This window comes from Brevibacterium antiquum CNRZ 918 (genome assembly GCF_900169145.1).
In the GTDB taxonomy this organism is placed as follows: Bacteria; Actinomycetota; Actinomycetes; order Actinomycetales; family Brevibacteriaceae; genus Brevibacterium; species Brevibacterium koreense.
In genome coordinates this window covers 213,722-232,453 of record NZ_FXZD01000007.1, presented here as the reverse complement: position 1 = coordinate 232,453, position 18,732 = coordinate 213,722, and the positions used below count along the sequence as shown (strand labels likewise).

Annotated in this window: 19 protein-coding genes; 1 reads left to right on the top strand and 18 read right to left on the bottom strand. The window is 60.7% G+C overall.

The genetic code is table 11. From position 1 onward, the window contains the following. Positions 1 to 44: 44 nt before the first annotated feature. Positions 45 to 176 (top strand): integrase core domain-containing protein, encoded by a 132-nt coding sequence (locus BANT918_RS18130; RefSeq protein WP_418904419.1) that lies wholly within the window; start codon positions 45 to 47, stop codon positions 174 to 176. A 1,598-nt stretch (positions 177 to 1,774) separates the two neighbouring features. Here BANT918_RS18130 and BANT918_RS11970 read toward each other — a convergent pair. The 18 genes from BANT918_RS11970 to BANT918_RS11885 all read right to left on the bottom strand — a co-directional run bounded on the left by BANT918_RS11970 (position 1,775) and on the right by BANT918_RS11885 (position 18,555). Then, on the bottom strand, positions 1,775 to 2,917 hold the full coding sequence (locus tag BANT918_RS11970) for a hypothetical protein (RefSeq protein WP_101620447.1): 1,143 nt from the start codon (positions 2,915 to 2,917) through the stop codon (positions 1,775 to 1,777). After that, a complete protein-coding gene (locus BANT918_RS11965) occupies positions 2,917 to 3,939 on the bottom strand; it encodes a hypothetical protein (protein ID WP_101620446.1) in 1,023 nt (340 codons plus the stop codon). The genes BANT918_RS11970 and BANT918_RS11965 overlap by 1 nt, the downstream gene beginning before the upstream one ends. Positions 3,940 to 3,950: 11 nt before the next feature. Continuing rightward, the gene (locus BANT918_RS11960; RefSeq protein ID WP_101620445.1) at positions 3,951 to 4,820 is read right to left on the bottom strand and encodes a hypothetical protein; all 870 of its coding nucleotides are present in this window, start codon (positions 4,818 to 4,820) and stop codon (positions 3,951 to 3,953) included. Positions 4,821 to 4,822: 2 nt separating this feature from the next. Next, on the bottom strand, positions 4,823 to 5,392 hold the full coding sequence (locus tag BANT918_RS11955; RefSeq protein WP_101620444.1) for an HNH endonuclease: 570 nt from the start codon (positions 5,390 to 5,392) through the stop codon (positions 4,823 to 4,825). After that, on the bottom strand, positions 5,389 to 9,123 hold the full coding sequence (locus BANT918_RS11950; RefSeq protein WP_145996983.1) for a tape measure protein: 3,735 nt from the start codon (positions 9,121 to 9,123) through the stop codon (positions 5,389 to 5,391). Before BANT918_RS11950 ends, BANT918_RS11955 begins: the two co-directional genes overlap by 4 nt. Positions 9,124 to 9,125: 2 nt before the next feature. Further along, positions 9,126 to 9,548: a hypothetical protein gene (locus BANT918_RS11945; protein WP_101620442.1), complete on the bottom strand. Its 423-nt coding sequence runs from the start codon at positions 9,546 to 9,548 to the stop codon at positions 9,126 to 9,128. Next, complete coding sequence (locus BANT918_RS11940) at positions 9,548 to 9,862, bottom strand: hypothetical protein (RefSeq protein WP_101620441.1); 315 nt, start codon at positions 9,860 to 9,862, stop codon at positions 9,548 to 9,550. The genes BANT918_RS11945 and BANT918_RS11940 overlap by 1 nt, the downstream gene beginning before the upstream one ends. Before the next feature lie 105 nt (positions 9,863 to 9,967). Beyond that, on the bottom strand, positions 9,968 to 10,537 hold the full coding sequence (locus BANT918_RS11935) for a hypothetical protein (protein WP_101620440.1): 570 nt from the start codon (positions 10,535 to 10,537) through the stop codon (positions 9,968 to 9,970). A gap of 86 nt (positions 10,538 to 10,623) precedes the next feature. Next, complete coding sequence (locus tag BANT918_RS11930) at positions 10,624 to 11,052, bottom strand: hypothetical protein (protein WP_101620439.1); 429 nt, start codon at positions 11,050 to 11,052, stop codon at positions 10,624 to 10,626. Then, complete coding sequence (locus BANT918_RS11925) at positions 11,049 to 11,294, bottom strand: hypothetical protein (protein WP_101620438.1); 246 nt, start codon at positions 11,292 to 11,294, stop codon at positions 11,049 to 11,051. The genes BANT918_RS11930 and BANT918_RS11925 overlap by 4 nt, the downstream gene beginning before the upstream one ends. A 2-nt stretch (positions 11,295 to 11,296) precedes the next feature. Next, a complete protein-coding gene (locus BANT918_RS11920; RefSeq protein WP_101620437.1) occupies positions 11,297 to 11,656 on the bottom strand; it encodes a hypothetical protein in 360 nt (119 codons plus the stop codon). After that, the gene (locus tag BANT918_RS11915) at positions 11,653 to 12,177 is read right to left on the bottom strand and encodes a hypothetical protein (RefSeq protein WP_101620436.1); all 525 of its coding nucleotides are present in this window, start codon (positions 12,175 to 12,177) and stop codon (positions 11,653 to 11,655) included. The genes BANT918_RS11920 and BANT918_RS11915 overlap by 4 nt, the downstream gene beginning before the upstream one ends. Then, a complete protein-coding gene (locus tag BANT918_RS11910) occupies positions 12,177 to 12,374 on the bottom strand; it encodes a hypothetical protein (RefSeq protein ID WP_101620435.1) in 198 nt (65 codons plus the stop codon). Before BANT918_RS11910 ends, BANT918_RS11915 begins: the two co-directional genes overlap by 1 nt. A gap of 92 nt (positions 12,375 to 12,466) precedes the next feature. After that, entirely contained in the window at positions 12,467 to 13,642 is a 1,176-nt protein-coding gene (locus BANT918_RS11905; protein ID WP_167389462.1) for a phage major capsid protein, read from the bottom strand. Continuing rightward, positions 13,617 to 14,486: an HK97 family phage prohead protease gene (locus BANT918_RS11900; RefSeq protein WP_145996982.1), complete on the bottom strand. Its 870-nt coding sequence runs from the start codon at positions 14,484 to 14,486 to the stop codon at positions 13,617 to 13,619. The genes BANT918_RS11905 and BANT918_RS11900 overlap by 26 nt, the downstream gene beginning before the upstream one ends. Positions 14,487 to 14,490: 4 nt before the next feature. Next, the gene (locus BANT918_RS11895) at positions 14,491 to 16,434 is read right to left on the bottom strand and encodes a phage portal protein (RefSeq protein ID WP_101620432.1); all 1,944 of its coding nucleotides are present in this window, start codon (positions 16,432 to 16,434) and stop codon (positions 14,491 to 14,493) included. Between the two features lie 103 nt (positions 16,435 to 16,537). Further along, on the bottom strand, positions 16,538 to 18,061 hold the full coding sequence (locus BANT918_RS11890; protein ID WP_101620431.1) for a terminase large subunit: 1,524 nt from the start codon (positions 18,059 to 18,061) through the stop codon (positions 16,538 to 16,540). After that, positions 18,058 to 18,555 carry a terminase small subunit gene (locus BANT918_RS11885; RefSeq protein ID WP_101620430.1) on the bottom strand — a complete coding sequence of 166 codons (498 nt, stop codon included), beginning with the start codon at positions 18,553 to 18,555 and terminating at the stop codon, positions 18,058 to 18,060. Before BANT918_RS11885 ends, BANT918_RS11890 begins: the two co-directional genes overlap by 4 nt. Positions 18,556 to 18,732 lie beyond the last annotated feature (177 nt).

Here is an 18,732-nt window from a genome sequence, read left to right as displayed (position 1 = left end):
CGGAACTGATCGACCGTCGCGAATGGTCGGGGTTGATCGAGGTGATGGCAGCGACATCGAAATGGATCGGGTGGTACAACCGGCAACGACTGCATTCGGCGATCGGATATCGACCTCCGTTCGAGGTTCAAGCTGAGTGGACCAACCAGGGTGCGACCGCGAGCGTAGCTGCATAGAAAACCAGGAAAAACAGCCTCTATGAAACCCGGTGCTTGACACGCTTCCTTAATTGTTGCACTACCCGCAACAAGTTTGCCCACATCGGCAGACGAAATCACATGATGCGACAACTCCACTTCCACCCAACCGTTGCCGTCATGCCGGTACTGGGCGGTCACATTCCAATTCTCGGACAGGCCATCTGTTGCGGGCAGGTACTTCTCCGACGTGGACGCATGCGAGGTGCCCGTCCAACGGTAATGCGACTCGTTATTCGTGGTGCCGGATGGGGTGTCGCCGTCGAAATATTGGCCCACGATAGAGCGCGCCTTGGCTTCGGTATCAGCAACCACAATCTGCCACGCATCGGTGTATGTCACACCATCCGCCGGAGCGCCACCAGAGGCACTGTTACGCAGACGGACCAAGAACCGAACCTGAGTAAACGCAACACTCGGCACCTGAATGGCACGCACAATCCGCGACTGTTCGGCACTGATCGGCGCATACGCATCACTGGTAGTGGCCACCCGTGTTGATCCGTTGTAGAAGTCCGCCCACACGTCAATGAACTTTGCGCCGGTAGCACCAGCTACAGTAAGACCGAACGCCACCCATTTGCTGGCGGGGAACAACGAAACGGGCAACGTATCCAGCCCGGTCCAGTTCGATCCCGAGGCAGAGGCTGTGGCCATTGCCATGCAGTACGAACCAGAAACGACTCCCATCGGGTTTGACGAGCGAGAAGTGTTCAGCGTGAAGTATCCGGGCAGAACCTCAGTCTCAAACGACGGGTTCGCTAAAAGGTTCGTTGCCTCAACGACATCTTCCGGCCGCCCGACCTGCCCCACGAACCATGAGTCCCCAGTGATACCCTCATCCGTGCCCGTGGGTGGCCGGTCATCGTACGTGACCGTGTTCTTCCCGTTCGCCGACACCACAGCACCCGCAACAGCGTCACCCAGATCAGACATGTCATCATTAATCGAGTCGATGGAACCGAACGCGGAATCCAGTTTGCCACCCAACGTGTCCTGCGCCGACACCAGAATGTCGCTGCCGTTCTTGATGAGGGTCTCAGCAGCATCAATCTCAGCCAAAACAATGTCCCCATAACCAGGAACATCAACAGTCACAGGAAGGCCCATTGAAGACGGTTTGCCAGCCTGCGACCATGCCAGCACAGTCACAGTCCACTGGCCCTTCAGCACGCCCGCAGTGACCTCACCGCCACTAGCCGAGTCCGTGCCACCAATAGCAGTCACACGCGACGGGGTGACAGCGCCACCCTCCTGTGCATACGCTGTCCATCGCGCCCAGTCAGACGGGGCAACAGCACCATCCTCGAACTCACCATCCCAATGAACCGTGAGCGAACCATGATCCACCGTCACCGTGTAATTGATCGGTGTCGGTGGGGTCGGGCCGTTGAACACGGTCGTCGCCTGCCCACCATCATCCTGCAGGCCCACAACCATCTTCAGGTCATTGCCCTCATAAGACTTGAGGTTGCCGTTCTCAATGCTCGAGTACGCCAGCTGAGGCTTCCCCTGATTCGCCTGCTCGCGCTCAATCCGGGCAATCCGCTGGGCGAGACGCTTCGCTTCAATGCTAGTCATGACACCTTCTCCACACGCTTGACAGTCAACGTCAGCTCGTCCTTATCGCAATCCCACTTCTCGGCCAACACCCGCACCCACAGCCGCATCTTCTGCGCCCATCCGGCGGGGGTCGTAATGAGGATCTCGTCACCGAGACCCCAGGTGTTGAACCGAGCATTGTGATGGTCTGTGACTGTGATCTCGGTGATATCCTCGATGCCCAGGCGTAGGTCGAGCTCCGCCCAGGCAGACTTCTCAGCCGCCTTGCCCGACGTGACCGACTTGTCAGAGACGACGACGCACCGGCGCAGACGATCACCCGTCACATGCGCCACACGCGCCCACCGCTGCTCCCGACCCTCACCGGCGCCGAGGAATAGCACATCCGAGGCGTAGTCGTCGCCGTCCCACTGAATCTGCGGGCGAACGATCACGTTCTCACCGACGACGAAGCGCAGCCGGTTCCGCCGCACCCCGATCTTCGGGTATCCGATGCGCAGGAATGACTCAATGCCGTCATCCCTGTTCGGCTTCCATTTGTGTTCCATCCGGTAGTCGAACGGAGTTTGTTCGGCCAGGGAGTCAATCTCCTTCGCCATATCGTCGGTCTTCCACCGGGCGAGCACATACGGGCCAGCCTCGAACTCGACGTCTTGCCCGTCGCCGGTCGAGAACGACACGTCACGCGGTTCCTCACCGATGCGCACAGGTGAGGTCGTATCATCAATGACGACGCCGAGGTCACTGCCGCCGCCCTTGAGCCCTTGCAGGTGGTTCCACATGCGCCGCACCTGATCCAGCGGGTCGACCTTCACGCCCTCGAAGGTCTCGCCCGTGTACGGTTGCGCCGCGTACCCGCCATAGCCGACCCCGGACAGGCCGAGGTCTGGGCCGTTCTCGTTCACATCCGTAATCAACGACACGGCTTTCAGCTGCTCGTCACGCTCCGAAAGCACCACCGTCGACCACGGCACGATCAGCGGCCCACCCTCGTCCTTCAGGCGCATGACCTCCGGCGTGATCGTCCCCTCGAATGCCCCTGGCCCCGACAGATCAGTGAGCGGACCCGCACCCGAGATGGGCACGTCCCACTGGACGGGGGTGATCGTCCCGTCACCATTCGCACGCACCACATGATGCCGCCAGCCTTGCTTCATCAGGCCGGATCCTCGTTCGACTTCGGGTCAAGCGTGGTCTGTACGAACGCCAACTGCATGCCCAGGCCTGACAGGGCGTCCATCGACACGTCCGCCGAGGGGCCGGAGTCCTGGCGGCCAGCCTTGAATGCCATGGTGATCGTCTTCCCGCGCAGCTTTGGGTCAATATGCTGAGATGACATGAGACGCCAATCCATACGCATCACATTGTTACTCGTCCCAGGAGAGTTGAACGCGAACGTCTGGGTGGCGAACTCATACTGCCGATTCCCCGGCCAGGTGCGATCCTTGTACTCGTCGCCATACTCGATCCAATACTGCCCATAGGGGTTCGAGCTGCCTGCGTACCTGACGCTCATCCACGACGCATCCACAAGAATGTGTGTCGCCCAAGTGGGAACGAACACCTTGAACGTATTGGGTGCCCCGTTGCCGCCTGGGAAGTATTCGCCACCTGCCGCGACAGTGAGCCCCAAGTTACGCGACTCATCCTCAGTGATCCGAGGCCGACCGAACATGAGCTGCTGGCGGTGCGGCTGAGCCAGCTCGCGCAGGTCCGTGATCATGTCCTGCTCGACGATTGCAGTGGACTTAGGGACGACGATCTTCGCGCACGCATACGCCGGATTATTGTCCTTCGGCTCCGGGTCGCAGGTGAGGAAGTTGTACGGGCCGTATGGGACGCTCACAGGCTCGGTGCCGCCTGGTTTTTTGGGGTCGTTCACCCACGCATTGATGTACCACGTGTTCGCGGACAAGGACGACGACGCCGGAACCTCGACCAGCGTCTCCGAGGCGTTGCGCATCGAATACGTCTGCCCCTCGTCCCACGGCGACAGCATAAGCAGACCACCCGGATCGACACGCACCTTATTCGAAGGCGTCTGTGTGGCCCGCACCCGGAACGCTGTCGGCGACGACACACCCTCAGCGCCGCCCGTCTGATTGAACGTCCCCTGCCGCAGAATGTCGCCCGAATGCTTTGCTCCGTGGATCCATGTAGGGACCGGATCTAGTGCCATGATGTATCTCCTTAGATTCCGGTGGTCCCCTCGGACCACTCGATAGTGACGTGTGCCGTATTCGATGAGTCAGTGCCCTTGAAGAACACTTCCGACGTGCCCGCAGGCAAAAGCGCGGACAGGTCCGAGTCGTAGCTGAGCGCGTGTGCGAAGCTCGCTCCGTCTTCCTCCCGGATCACCGTGTGCCCGAGCGTGTCCACCACGAGCACCTGGTCATAGGCGATCGTCGTGTCCAGGCTGATCTCCCAATCGCCCGCCGGGGAGCTGATTGACGGATTCGACACCGGGCCATAGAAGCGCGCAGTGAACGGGACCGGCTCAGTACCACCGTTGACGATCTGGCCCTCACGCGGCCGCTGCTCACCCTCAAGGAACGCTGGCACCTCCACTGGGACCTCGAGCCCCTGGTCCTGGTTGCCGAGGATCGTGATGTCGACCGACCGCCCCGTGCCGAGGAATACGAGGTCGATCATCGGCACGAACTCCGCCGACAATGTCACCCCACCGGAGTGGAAGGTGCCCGCCGATACGTCCGGCTTGATCTTGCGCGGCCTGCCGTAGAACGTGGACCGCTCCCCCGCGATCGTCACCGACAGGTACGTGTACGCGCCCGGATTGTCCCGGCCCTGCGTCCACCGCCACGCCGACATGAGCGCACGCATGTCCGCCTTCGCCTCAGCGACCGTGTCAGCCATGGACTCCAGCGTTAGGGTGATCGGTGCCGCCGTGGCGTAATCGCGCCCGAACAGGCGACCATTGCCTCCCGGCACGTCCTTGTCCTGGTCGCGGAATTCCAGCCCCCCGAGGTCAAGGTCGGAGGCGAAGAATCCGTGCTCGGGGCCGATCATGGTCCCGTTAAGTTCTATATCGAAGTCAGGCATACTCAGCCCCTACCTGCGAACTCGCCGAAGAGCTCAGCGCGCTTCAGCTCGGCGGCATCGACCGCTTCTTCGATCGTCGCGAACGTGCCGTAGTGTCGCTGCTTGCCGTTGCGTCCGATCATCACCTGGAAGTGGGTTCCACGATCGTAAACGTTGCGAAACCCGGTCTTGCTGCCGCGGTGCGATCCGTTGCGGTAGTGCTGGTTTTCAGCGTGATTAGCGAGCCTTAGGTGCTCGATGTTCACGCACGATGGATTCCAGCATTTGTGATCTACTTGCATACCGTCCGGCATAGGACCGTAGATACGCTCCCAGGCGTAGCGGTGTGCGCGAGTTTTTCGCCCGTAGACCGCAATGTTCCCGTAGCCGTCCCGGTCCTTTCCGGCGGTCCAAAGCAAGCATCCGCCTGCAACGGATACCGCGAATTTCGCGAAGGCGTCTTCTGGCGTTTTTGTCCTGGCGCCGACGAGTGGGCTACCAGTCTTCATGAAGCGCTGATAGTGCATGGAGCAGTATTTGCGCCGGACGCCGGGTCGCCCACAGTCGATGACGAGGCAGATTTTTTCACTCACAAGTACTTCCCTCCACGAAAGATCCTCTTGACCTCGAAGCTGAGATCATCTACAACCTTCTCGGCGGTCGCACGAGAGTCGATGTCGCCGTTGATGTTGACGGTCAGGTTCACGCCACCGCGACCTTCGCCCCCACCGTCAACCGCGAGCCGGTGCACGTCCGACCACTGCTGCTGTGACAGAACCGCGTCCGGCTGACGCTTCCCGTGCACTGCGACCATGCGGTCCGTGAGCCACCCGCCGCCGTCAAAGACGGTCGGCTTCGACGGCATCTTGCCCGACATCATCGACAGCGACGACGGCGCGACTGGCCCGCCCTGCGCGTAGTAGTGGTGGGACTTCCAGAACTTCTCGGCGCCTTCCCAGCCACCGAACTTGTTCACGTACTTCTTCATGCCGTCGAGCTGGTCGAAGACACCGAACCTAGATGCCGGGGCGCCGCCGAGCATGTCCCGCGCCGTGGAGTTGATCATCTGAGGCAGGCCCGAGGCAGTGGAGCGAGGGTTCTGTGCCTTCGGATCCCAGCCGGACTCCTTGCTGACGATGTAGTTCATAGCCTTACGCTGAGACCAGTTCAGGCCGCGCAGGGTCGCCCACGTCTGGCCCTTGCCATAGGCGACACCCTTCGTGATGCCACCCTTCACGTTGTCGACAGCGTCGCCAGCCCAGTCGGCCATGGACTTCGCTTTGTCGACCAGGCCTGAGATCGCCTTCTTGCCGAGACCACCCATAGCCTCACCGAAGCGGCCAGAGGCCATGTTCTTCAGCTTGTCCTTCAGGTCGCGCAGCTTCCCGAGGCCTGGGATCATGTCCCAGACGGACCCGCCACCACCAGGACCGCCCGAGCCGACCTTTCCGCCGGGTCCGGTGCCGACGTGGAGGTGGTTGTAGTGACCAGGCGCACGCCAGATGGTGTGCAAGTCAGGGAACAGCTTGTGGATCTTCGGCACGAGCCGGTCGAAGATGCGCTGCTCGGTCGCATTCTGACCACCAGGCCCGGCGTTCGCGTCGAAAGCGTGGCCCGTGTAGTGCTGAGAGTTGCGGGAGTGCCCGCCGACGTTCTGCCCCCAGCCCTTGAACTCGGTGATGCGCACGTCCTGATTCTTGAGCCAGCGCGCAGCATCCGAGAGAGTGCCACCCGAGGCGAGGCCCGGCGTCCAGCCCTGCTGTGCGGCCTTGCGCAGTGCATACACGCCACCATGGCCGCCGAGGTTGCGCACATCCTTCGCCGTGAGCACATGCTCATTACGCGACAGGCGAGCCGGGATCGAATCGGACGTTTCGGTACCAGCACCCCACACCTTGCCACCGGTGCGGAACTTGAGTTCCTTGACCTCATCGAGCTTCCACTTGTCCTTGCCGATGAGGCCGGCGATCGGATTCCAGAGTTTACGGATCCCGTTGTTATAAATCGTGTCGATGACAAAGTTCACGGGCTTCGCGGCCAGCTTCTTCAGCTTGTCCCAGAACGTGCCGATGGACTTCACGCCCTTGTCGAACGCGTTCGGCACGGTCGTCTTAATCAGCTTCTGCAGCGGCGAGAATACGTGATCACGGACCCACGAGTACTTATCCAGGATCGAGGCCCTGAAATTCTCCATCCGGGCCTTGATTTTGTCCTTGAAGCTCGTGAACGCGCCGGGAATCGTCTCGGTGACGAAAGTCTTCAGTGGCTTGAACACGTGAGTCTTCACCCACGAGTACTTATCGAGGATGGAAGCGCGGAAATTCTCCATCCGCGACTTCACGAGATTCTTGAACAGCGTGAAGGCGGCGGGGATGGTGACCGTCACCAGGTGCTTCAGTGGCTTGAAGATCTTGTCGCGCACAAACGACCACGCCACGTTGATGACGAGCTTCCATGCGTTGATGTAAGCCCCGACCAGGGACTTCATGACGCCGAACGCCTTCGGGATCGTCGCAGAGACGACCTTCGCGATCGGATTGAACACGTAGGTCTTCACCCAGTTCCAGACCGTGGACAGGACGATCTTGAAGCCGGTCCAGGCAAGCGACGCCGCAGACTTGAAGAACTTGAATCCGGCGACCAGGATCCCGATCGCCGCCTTGATCCAAGGGACCACGGAGCCGGTGAACCAGGTCGTCACCGCACCGATCGCGACCTTGATTCCAGCCCAGGCGGACTGGATGATCGCCTGCCCGACCTTCGTCTTCGTGAAGAACCACACCAGGCCAGCCACGAGCGCAGCAATACCGGCAATGACGAGACCAATCGGGTTCGCCGACAGGGCCGCGTTGAGCAGCCACTGGCCGGCCGCCGCGGCCTTCGTTGCAATCGACGTGGCAACCGTCGCCGTCTTCTGCGCGATCGTCGCGGCCACTGTGCGGATCTTCGTCGCCAGGCCCACGTTCTCGGCGCCAGTCTGCGTAGCCGTTGCGCCCGTGCTCGCGATCTTCGCCCGAGCATTCCGACCCTCAAGGATCGCCGCCGTCAGACGCAGACCATTCGAGGCAGCAAGGATCGGAGCCTGCACAGCCAAAAGCTTCGTCTGCACCGCGGTCGCGGCCCGCCAGGCAATGAGTCCGCCGATGATGAACGGCAGTGCCTTCACAATCATGTCCATGTGATCGGCCAGGAACTTCAGAGCACCCGCCAGAAGGTCGACACCACCACGCGCCAGAGTCGCAAACGCCGGGGCCGACTTCTGTACTGACACGAACAGCTCACCGAAAACCGGGGCGAGCTTCTTCACCGAGTCGAAGATCGAGGACAGCGCCGACGATGCACCGCCACCGCTCAGAGACTTCGTGAAATTGTCGAACGATGAGAAATCGAGCTGACCCGCCCACTTGCCGATACCCTCGAACCATCCGACCATCGGCGACAGGTCGACATTCTCAATCCAGCCGGCGAGCTTGTCCCCGATCGTTCCGAGAATCGGTGACATTTTCTCGAGTATCGGGATCATCTTTTCGCCGATAGCCAGAGAGATATTGTCCTTGACCCTCAGCCACGTGTCCCCGAAGGTCTTCGCCTTCTCCTTGCCGCCGTCGATCTGCTTACCGACGAGCGGACCGAACTTGTTGCTCATCACGTCGATGACGTCTTCGACGGAGAGCTTTCCTTCAGCCGCCATTTTCTTGATCGCGTCACCACCGACGCCGAACTTCGCGCTGAGCCCGTCAATGATCGGGTAGCCAGAATCGGAGATCATGCCCAGCGTGTCGTTCATCACGACGCCACCGTTATTCACGCCCTTGAGCAGGCCCTGCATGGCACGGTCGAGTTCAGTTGCCCCGCCGCCAGCACCAGTGATCGCCCAGCCGACCTGATCGAGAATCTTGACAGCACCCTTGCCCTCAACACCCGCATAGGCCAGCGAATTAGCCGCATCCCCATATGCCTTGTAGTCAATGGGGGAAGTCTTCGACAGATCCTTGATCTGCTTGAGTGTGCCAGCAGCCTTGCCAGCATTGTCGTACAGGCCCGTCATGGTTGCCTGGATGCCCTGCTGGGCGATAGCTGACTTGAAGCCACCCACCAGCGCAGCCCCAACAGCTGCGCCAGTGGCAGCGACGCCCACCACGGCCCCGGTCTTAATGGCTCTGCCGGCCGCCGAGGCCATGCGCGAGCCCATCGACTTACCGGCACTGCCACCGGCAGCCGCAGCAGGCCCGCGCAGACCCTTCGACAGCTTCCCCTGGATCCCGCGCATCGAAGGAACCACATCAACGAAGCCAGTACCAAGATTGGCCCCTACTCCTGCCATGCCTACCCCTTAGATTCGCGGGCTTCCTGAAGCTGTTTCCTCCGGGCCAAAGCCTTTTTGGTCACATAATCTTCGGAAGACTGTCGTTGTCGTTTCGTCCCGGAAGCCTGCGCGTACTTCTCGTTGATCTCCGGGTATGGCATAGGTTCTGGTGCTTTCCCGCGTTCCTTCGAATCGGAGAAGGCCCACGGCATTGCTCTGATGTTGTGCTCAATCGCATTCAGCAGATCCCACTCATCCGTGACCGCCATGGCCCCGCCGAGTGCCCTCCACAACTGCGACCCCCGCGGGAGCTTCGCGGTGAGCCTCGCCGCCCTGAGAACCGAAATCTCACCCGAGTACAGCCCTTCAATGTCCAGGCGATACTCTCGTTGGAAATCTGCCGTCAGGGCTGCGCGCTCATGCCGCAGCGCCCACGCGAGCATCAGGACAAATTTGCTTCTTCCGCTCCCTCGAACATCTTGTCCAGGAACTCGCCGGCCTTCTCAGCGGAAGCTCGGCCCGTCTTCTTGTCACGCACCGAATTCTTGAACCGTGCGTAGTCTTCAGTGCCGAGGATCTGACGCAACGCGAGCGGTGCGGTGCGGTCCTCAGCCAAATACTCCGCAACCTCAAGGTCATCGAGCAGGGCTTCTTTGGTGATCGTGTACGACTCACCCTCGAATTCGAGCTCGAACTTGTCGGCAGATTTGGGCTTGTGGTCCTGGGGCTTTTTCGCGCCAGCCGGAACGTCGGGCATGGTCTCTCTTCCTTACTGGCACGGGCTGATTGGTTTTTAAGGGAAGGGCGGGCGTCACCCATGCCAATGAAAAAACGCCCACCCCACCCGATCAGTGGGTTATCCCTAGACTTCCGGAATGCCGGCGACCATCACTTCGTCGTCGGTGAGGACGTAGGCGTCTTCGAGAATGTCGAACGTGACCTCATAGACGGTCATGTCATCGTTCTTGTGCGAGACCGTGCCACGCTCACCAGCGGAAGCGGTAGCAACAAGTCGCTTCGTCTTCCCGGCGTCCTTGAAGTCGATGACGAACTCCCATTCGGAGTAGCCGATCGACTTCGGGATCGTGTACTTCGCGAGCCCGTCCTCATCGGTGATTCCGTCATGGTCGAAGAAGATCTCCGTCGACAGGGGGTCTTCCTGAAGGAACTGCAGCTTGAAGTTGCGCTCCGTGGAAGTCACCCGGTTCTTGACGTTCGAACCGCCCTGCCAGGCCTTGAACTTCGAAACGTCAGCAGAGACCTCGAGGTCGATGCCGTCTTCAGACAGCCAGCCGCCATCCTGGAAGCCGGAGGGTTCGGTGGGGTCCGCGAGCCCGGTCGGGATCGCCCCATCGCCAGTACCTTTGCGGCGAATCCATACGGTCGACGCTTCGTCACCGTAAATATGGATCGCATCATAATTCTTGGCCATTGCTGAACCTTTCGAATCCTGGCATGGGTTCGCGGTTAATTAAATCATACATTCGAGTGGCCGCATTAGACGACACGGACGCGAGTTTAGGCCACAAATTTATTGCCCCTGACCGTGATCTGACCCATGAAGACGACACGCGCCCAGGATTCAGCCTGAGCACCCTCCTTGTCTTCGAGTGGTGGCAAGTTCGCCGGGAACCCCGGCCATGTCACCGAGTACTGTGTGATGCCGTCCTCATGGTCGTTGGACCGAGCCGAGACAGCGGCGCGGACTTCCTCGGCGAGGCGCTCCGCGGTCACCTGCGCGAGTGCATCATCTTTCGGCACCCACACTTCGAAGTTGAGAATGACCTCGGCGGTGATCTTTGTGACCTGCCGTCCACCGCCGAGCCAAATGAGGCAGAATTCCGCCCTGTCGACAGGCTTGGATCCCACCGCCCGAATGATGCCTGACGTATTGAGGTAGTTGATCTCGTCATCCAGGACAGACGGGAACGAGATCGCGACACTCATCCGCGACCTGCCTGCATTGCGCGAGTCAGGCTGCGGTCCTTCGCCTCAGCCTTCTTCGCGGCATAGGAACGGGTCACGACAGAAGCACGGGCACGATCACCCTTATTGTCTTCCTCCACAGCGTGGCCAGGGCCAGCAGCGGCCGCAATGCGCTTGGCGCGGGCAGTCATGCCCGCCTGCATCTCCTTCGACTTCAGGAGCTTGGACACGCCGTCCTTGTTGAGCTTAAATGGTTTCGCCATGATCAGCCTTCCTTGATTCCGACAGTCAGCGACGTGACACCCGGCCCGTCGCCGTAACCCATGAGCATTTCTGCCGACTTGGATGTGTTCGGCCCGTCGAGGATCGTGAACTGACCCTCATCGTCGGGCAGCTCGATGCGTGAACGCGGGTCAATGACTGCGCTCGGTGGCCCATAGACCCGACGCACCCGCTTAATGCCAACACCAAGCTCGAAGTCTCGCCCACCCTGAGCAGGGCGGACCTCGAAGCCGTCGTGATTGATGCGTGTCGGGTTCTTCCAATCCGCGACGAGATTGCCACGCACCGTGGTCCACGTCGGCTGCACCTCGACGATCGTGTCATTTCCCCACGGGCCGATCATTTGAGCAAGATCCGATACTCGTCGAGAACTTCCTTATCCCCGAACGTGGGACGCAGAGCCGCGTCTACGCCATACGTCACCGACGCCTCACCGACAGATGAGGACTTGATGAAATGAGGGAGGGTCGTCACGCGCTCGATCATTCCGAGCAGAACATCACGCACAGCGTCGAGCTCGTCTTCGTCGTACCCGTGGAGCATGGTCACCTTCACCGCGCCCAGGGCGTCAGGGAAGCGCCGGCAGTCGAGGCGCAGGCGCCCGTCCTTGTCAACCCCGTACCCAGTGACCTCTTCGCCGCGGATCTCGACCTTATTGACCTCGACGACACGCAGGGACGGCAGGAGAACAGACTGGGAGCCGTCCGTGGACAACGTTGCCGCGTCCAGGAGCTCCGGGAACACGTGCCACCGGCAATACCTGCGCATCCTGTCCGTGGCGCGATCAATCACGTCCTGTAGCTGCTCATCGGTAATACCGACAGGCACCTTCACGTGATCCTTGACGTAGGTGGGGGTGAGCATCAGTCTTCGTCCCGCTGAATGCGCGGACGCCCCCGCTTCGGCTCCTCCGGTGCCGCCTTATTTTCCGGGTCGACCATCTTCGTCTCGGCGACAGGGGCCGGCTTCTCAGCGGCCAACAGGCCACGCGCACGAGCATCCTCGTCGGTCAACTGCATTTGCATGTCATATCCGCCCATGCGGACCGTGTACTTCTTCATGACTTCTCCCTCAGATATGGTGCTGGGGCCGCCACCCCGGTCCACCTTCCCCAAAGTGGACCAGGGGACGACCCCAGACGAACGATCACCGATTACTCTCCGCCGGCTACAGTGATCTCCGCGAACGCGGCAGGACGGGGCACCTTCAGAGCGATCCGTTCCTCAGCACGCAGAGTCACCTTGTTCGTCTCGAAATCATCGACGTTGGTATTCGCCGCATCGACACGCACGCCACCCTTGCGGAACAGAGTCGCATCCTTGAACGCACCAGCCAGAACAGTCCCCGACTTGATCGCGGGAGTGACCACGGTATTGAGTCCCCACAGCGGCGGGTACAGGGCAGCACCGCCGACACCGTACTGACCCTGGAAGGGGCCACCGCCGATGTACTGGCCATTGCCGTCCTTCGTCAGGCGCAGCTTCTCGTAATCGGCGGGGTTGATGACCACACCATCCACGAGACGACGAGACGCCTGCTGAACCTGCATCTGAGCCGAGAACACCTTGTCAGCCAAGGTCTCCGCAGTCGCATCGACAGCGAGGACACCCGAGCGTTCAGTGATGCCCAGCAGATTCGGGGCAGTGCCGTTTCCGTACAGCAGCTGCTCCTCCTCCTTCAGCGACAGATCGTAGAGCAGGGAGCCGTTGATCTCGGTGACGAGGAAGCCGTAATCTTCCATCATCTCGTCGAGAACCTTAGTCAGGCCCGCGATCTTCGACAGGCCCTCACGGACCTGCTTGAACGCGTAGTTGACGTAGGGCTTTTTGGCACCCGGCTTAACAGTATCGGGATCACCAGCACCAGCAGTCTCTTCGAAGTACACGAGAGTGTCACCCGAGAGAGTACCGGGAGCCAGAAGGCTCGCGATCGTGAGGATTGTGCGCGGCATCGACACGACGGACGTGTCAATCTGCGGCAGGCCACCCTCGGTCGTGTCCACAGACGACGGGTCGCCGGCGGCCTTGAACTCGGTGGACGAGAATGCGGCCTGCTTGCCCTCGAATCGGGCACCCATCGACTTGAACTCAGCCGCGGCGTGCGCACCGAGAGAAGCCGCAGGGCGCTCGTCATTGGACTTGTCCTGCTTGGACCCGACGCCACCGGCAACGAGATCAGACAGGGACTTCGCGTCAGCCTCAGCGGCCTTCGCGTCCTTGATTTCCGTGGTGAGGACCGGCATGCGAGACTTCTGCTCGTCAGTCGCGGTCCCGGCGTTCAGGGCATCAACAATGCCCTTCGCCTCAGTCAGTAGAGCTTTGAGATCCATCTGAATCCTCCTGAAGAATGGCCGCATAGAGAGCGGCAAGCGATTTCTGTTCTTCAGCGGACCGATCAGCGGACACCTCAGACGACTTACCAGTGGTCTCGTCGTCGTCAGTCTGGCTTCGGCTGGCTTCGTCACCATCATCAGGGTCCGACTCGTCGTCGTCCTCGTCAGTGGTGTTACGAGTGATTATATCACCCAACTGAGTGAGCAGATTGGACACCTCAGACACAATTTCTGCAGCCTTCGCCCAATCGTCACCACCAGTGTCGTCATTTGGCGTGTCATCGTCAGCCGGCGCCGGGTCTCCTGCAGGGTCAGTCGGGGCAGGGTCGTCGTCAGCCTTGACCGACTTCACACCCATGAGCTGAGTCGACGGGTTCGCGCCCACCATCGTCGGACCCACCTCGTAGAGCTTCAGCTTCTTGAGCTCGCGGACCTCCACGCTATCGCGCTTCGCTGGGCTCACATCCTCCATGTCGTAGGAGAAGGCGAACGAGAATTCCTTGATCCGCCCACCCTTGAGCAACTTGTGGACCTGCTTGGCCTTCGGGTTCTCCATGTCCAGCTGCGCCTTGACGACGAGGCCCGTCTCCGTCTCCTTCGCCTCAGTCACGACACCGATGTGGGAGAACGGGTCATCCTTGTCATGACTCCACACGACAGGCACCGGATAGCCCGAATCGCCCCACTCTTTGAGCGTGTCAGCGAATGCACCCTTGAGGATCACGTCGCCGTAGGAGTCGATGTTATTGAACACCGCGACGAGAGCTTCAAACGTGCCCTCATCGTCCGGTGCCGACTTCAGGGCTACTGCCTGAGCCTTCGTCGCCATTTTGGTAGTCATGGTCTCACCCTTCAATCGAAATAATCATTTGGCATTGGCAATTAGCGACCCCAGCAGGGCCGAGAACAGACGAGCGCGGGAACTGCGCACCATTCGAAAACGGCTCCCCCACCTTCGCCCGCTCCCCATTCATAGCGGCATGAGCAGGCCGAGAATCCCCCGACATGGTTGTCCACACCTTGTACGCTTCACCGCCGAGGGACTTCGCGCCCTGCTTGGCAACATCCACGGACCTCATATTGTTCATCGACGTGACGATCGTATCCGCATACTGCGCCGAGCGGGTGGCCTCAATCACATCGAAATCGTGAGCAGGATCCGCCGACTTCAGAAACTTATTGATGTTCGCCGTCGTGATATTCGACGTATGGTCAGCCAGCAGCGACCGCTCCGACCGTGCGCGCACAGGATCGAACGTGAAATCCAAATCCAGTTCATTCAACAGCGCATCCGTCTGACGCTTCGAAATACCAGGGATGACCGTGATGAGATCGCGGTACAGCTCCGTGTCCCAGCGCTCATAGTCAAGCTCCGTCGCCCCCGCGCCGAGCTCCGAGAGCACCGATGATCGCTGACGACCGAAGTAGGACAGCAGGACGGACTCGACAGCTTCAACATCAGACTGCTTCCGATCCACCGTCGTCGACCGTCCCCGAGCTTTTCCCGGCACCACCATCTCGCGATGCCCTGACGCCGACAGCTGCCCCTCAGTGCCGTCCGTATCTTGCGGAGACGCCACCGAGCCAGTGACGACGTTGAGCGGCGTGATCAGCTCGTCACCGCCGTCAACCTTCGGCAGATTCTCCCGAGCGCGAGCCTCATTGCGAGTCATGATCGGCGCACCCACCGACGCCTGATAGATCTTCGCCTGATCGGCAGGATCCGACTTCAGACGCTCCTTTAGATTGAACTCAAGATACAAGTCATCACGACCCGGATCCGCCAGAGGCAGCAGGAACGAATTCAGTGCCGCCTCCACCGTCGAAAACAGTGAGCCCAGGGTCTCCGAGTAGAGCATCTGCCGGTACTCGCGCAGGTTCGCATACGTCACACCCTCACCAGAGCCCAGCATCGAAAGCGTCACGCCATAGGCTGAGGCATACCGCTCACGGGAGAGCTTCGCCATTTCCATGACCTGATCCTCAGTGGCCTTCACCTGATCGGACTTGAACTGCATCCCATCCTCGAGTAGCGGCGAGCCACCCTCAGAGCCACCACCGGACCGGAAGCGGCGCATGTCCTCCACAAACCGATTGCGCGACTCAGGCGTCCAATCAGGAGCATCGGCAGGGCGCGTGATGTAACGATTCGTCTGGTGTCCGTTCTGCCACGTCTTCAGGCGGAACGACTGCGCCGCCGCCTGCTCAGCCATAACGTCCTTGAGCGTCTGCATAGGCGACTTACCGCCCGGATTGTAAAGACGAATCGGAATCAGCGCCTCAGCGCCGACCTCCACAGTCTTCGACCCGTCAGGAGACGACACCGCGGCCTTGAAATCACCCATCTCCCAGCTACCTGACGTGAGACTCACGCGACGGGCCGGGATATGCACCAGCGCCGGAACCTTCGGATTGAACAGCAGGTACGCCTCAGCATGCAGATCAAAATCGAGACACACCGCCCACATGAGCGCCGGCCACGTCATCCCCGGCGCCGGACGCTTCAGAACCTTGGCCGAGACGCTATCGCGGACACGCTCACGGCCGCCGTCGCTCTGCATCTCGAACGCATGCATGCCGATCTGAGAGAAGTTGCGCGCCCGAAAATCGAGTACCGTGCGCAGGTCAGACGTCTTCTCGTAGATCTTCTCCGGCGACAACGCATAAAGGCCCGACACGACGTCGTTGACGTCCTCGGCAGAGAACATGAACGTCGGCGCAAACTCCACCGGGGCACCATTCGGCGCAGTCCCACCCGGCGACCGCCGGAACAAATCAAGAATACCCATGCCCTAGACCACACTCTCGGTCGACCTGGCACGGGTACCCACAGAATACCGTGACACCCGCCCAAAATCCGAACAACACTGCGAACACGTCATTTTCATCTCCTTAGACGACCAGAAGGCCGCCACCATCGTCGTAAGCTGAACGGCGTCGAACAGTCGTCATAGACGCCTCAAGACCATGCAGAGCCTGAGCGCATCCGACGACCGGGGTGACGTCGACAATGTCGTGATTGAGATCGAATACCCACTGACCGCCCAGTGGCTTGATCTGGGCCTCATTCGCGGCCAACGTGAGGTTCTCCTGGCCAATATGGAACGTGCGCTTCGACGCCTTCTCATCGGCAATGATCGACTGATAGAAGCTGCCGTGAGCGATCGTGATGTCACCACCACCAAGCTCGAGCACGTTCACTCCACGGTCACGCAGATCCTGGATCCACCTCGAAGCGACAGCGCCACGCGCCTGGATGACGACCGACTGCGCCTCGGAATCCTCGAACAGCTCCACCACGCGATCGACTACCCAATCCAAGCCAGGGCGCGCCGAGACGACCTCGACATGCCGGTTACCGTCAGGGCGCAGACCAGCCGCACAGATCGACGCACGCCCGATCGTGCCCTCCTTCTGCCACGCCGCCACAGACAGCACCAGTGGTGAGTCATCAGTGATGAACGAATCAGGATCCAATTTCGACAGCCACGTGTCACCGGGGAAGATCGACTCCGCGGAGCGCGTCCACCACTGGCACAGCTGCTCCATGCGAAACACGTCCTCCGGCGCTGTCTTCGCTTCAGCCAGAATCGACCGCTCCGTCAGGGCAGGATTCCACGACAGGGAAGGATTGGCCATGGCCCAGCCGTCGCGATCGTACTTATCGCAATCCTCCGGGGCGCTGTACTCGAAATGCCCATGCGTGTCAGCCGAACCATCGTCAATAGACTCCAGCGCCTGATCGCGCAGGGACCGCAGCACCACGCTCGCCGCATCGCCGGCATTCGACATCGCCACCACCTGGCCCGTGCGGGTCGCCTTCGTTGTCGACGTGATCGCACCCCAGGTCCCCCAGTCGGTCTGCTCGCGCAGCTCGTCAATGATCGCGAAGCCGTCAATCGTCATGCCGCGAAACGCTTTGCGCCCGCCGGCGCTGATCTTGTACCTGCCGCCATTCGACAACCGGAACTGCACCGAACCATTCGCCGTAACGACCTGCACGATCTCCGGAGCCAACCACTCCCGGTCCTGGGCCATTTGGAGCGCGTCACGCCAAATCTCTTTTGCGACGTCCTCCTTCTGCGCCACGCCGCCCACAAGCGCCGCACGCATAAAGACCGCCCACAGGGTAAGCACCTGCACGACGAGGGTTTTACCGGACTGCCTCGCGATCATCAGAACAATCGTTCTGAACCGCGGGGAGCCATCCGGCAGAAGCTCCAAGGCGTGGATGAACCACCAGCGCTGCCAGGGATACAGGCTAATCATGAGCACCTGCTCAGCGAAGTCAATGACCTCGAAGCCCAGAGACGTCTCAGGAGTCAGCTCACGAAGCGGAGCAGTGAACACGCGGGGCACCTCAGCGCCCCACAGCACGCCGTCTTCATCACGGAACCCCGAAGAGTCGTCCTTCATGCCCGCTTCCTCTCGCGAGCCTGCGCCCTCATCGCCGCCAGGGGATCGGCCGGGGCCGCCGCCTCAGCACTACCCCCGGTGATCTCCTTCCGCGAGGTCGGGTCGCCACCAAGTGAGCGCATGGCGTTGTGCAGGTGGGGTCCAAGGTACAACGCTTTGCCGGCGGCGGCCAGGGAGCGGTTCGCGGTGTCCATGAACGCCTTCGCATCCTCCGGCTCCATGTCAGGATCTAGATTCTTCAGCCGCTCTGACGCATCGAGAGCAACGAAATTCGCCATGTCGATCTGCCGAGCGTAGGACAGCGCAAGCTCCACCATCGCCCGATCAGTCGCCTGCAACCAATCCATCTGACCGATCGCATTCTCCACAGCCTCCTCGAGACTCGCCGACTCAAGCAGCGTCCCATCGAGAGGCACGCCGCCGGCCTCGCCCACCGAAGTGATCGAGACAACAGGGCCACCCTTCCGACTGGTGGAATTGGACGATTTAGCCATGGCTCAAGTGTACCTTTCGAAAGTTCGGCGTGGTGGATTGACATGGGTACATGGGCAGGGTGGGTCGCTGGAGAGAGGGGCTATTACCCGGCGCGCTGTGTCGCGTGATCACGAGCTTCAACATTCGACCTCCCCTTCCCCGTCGAGTTTGTCAACCGGACACGCCGAACGCTTTCC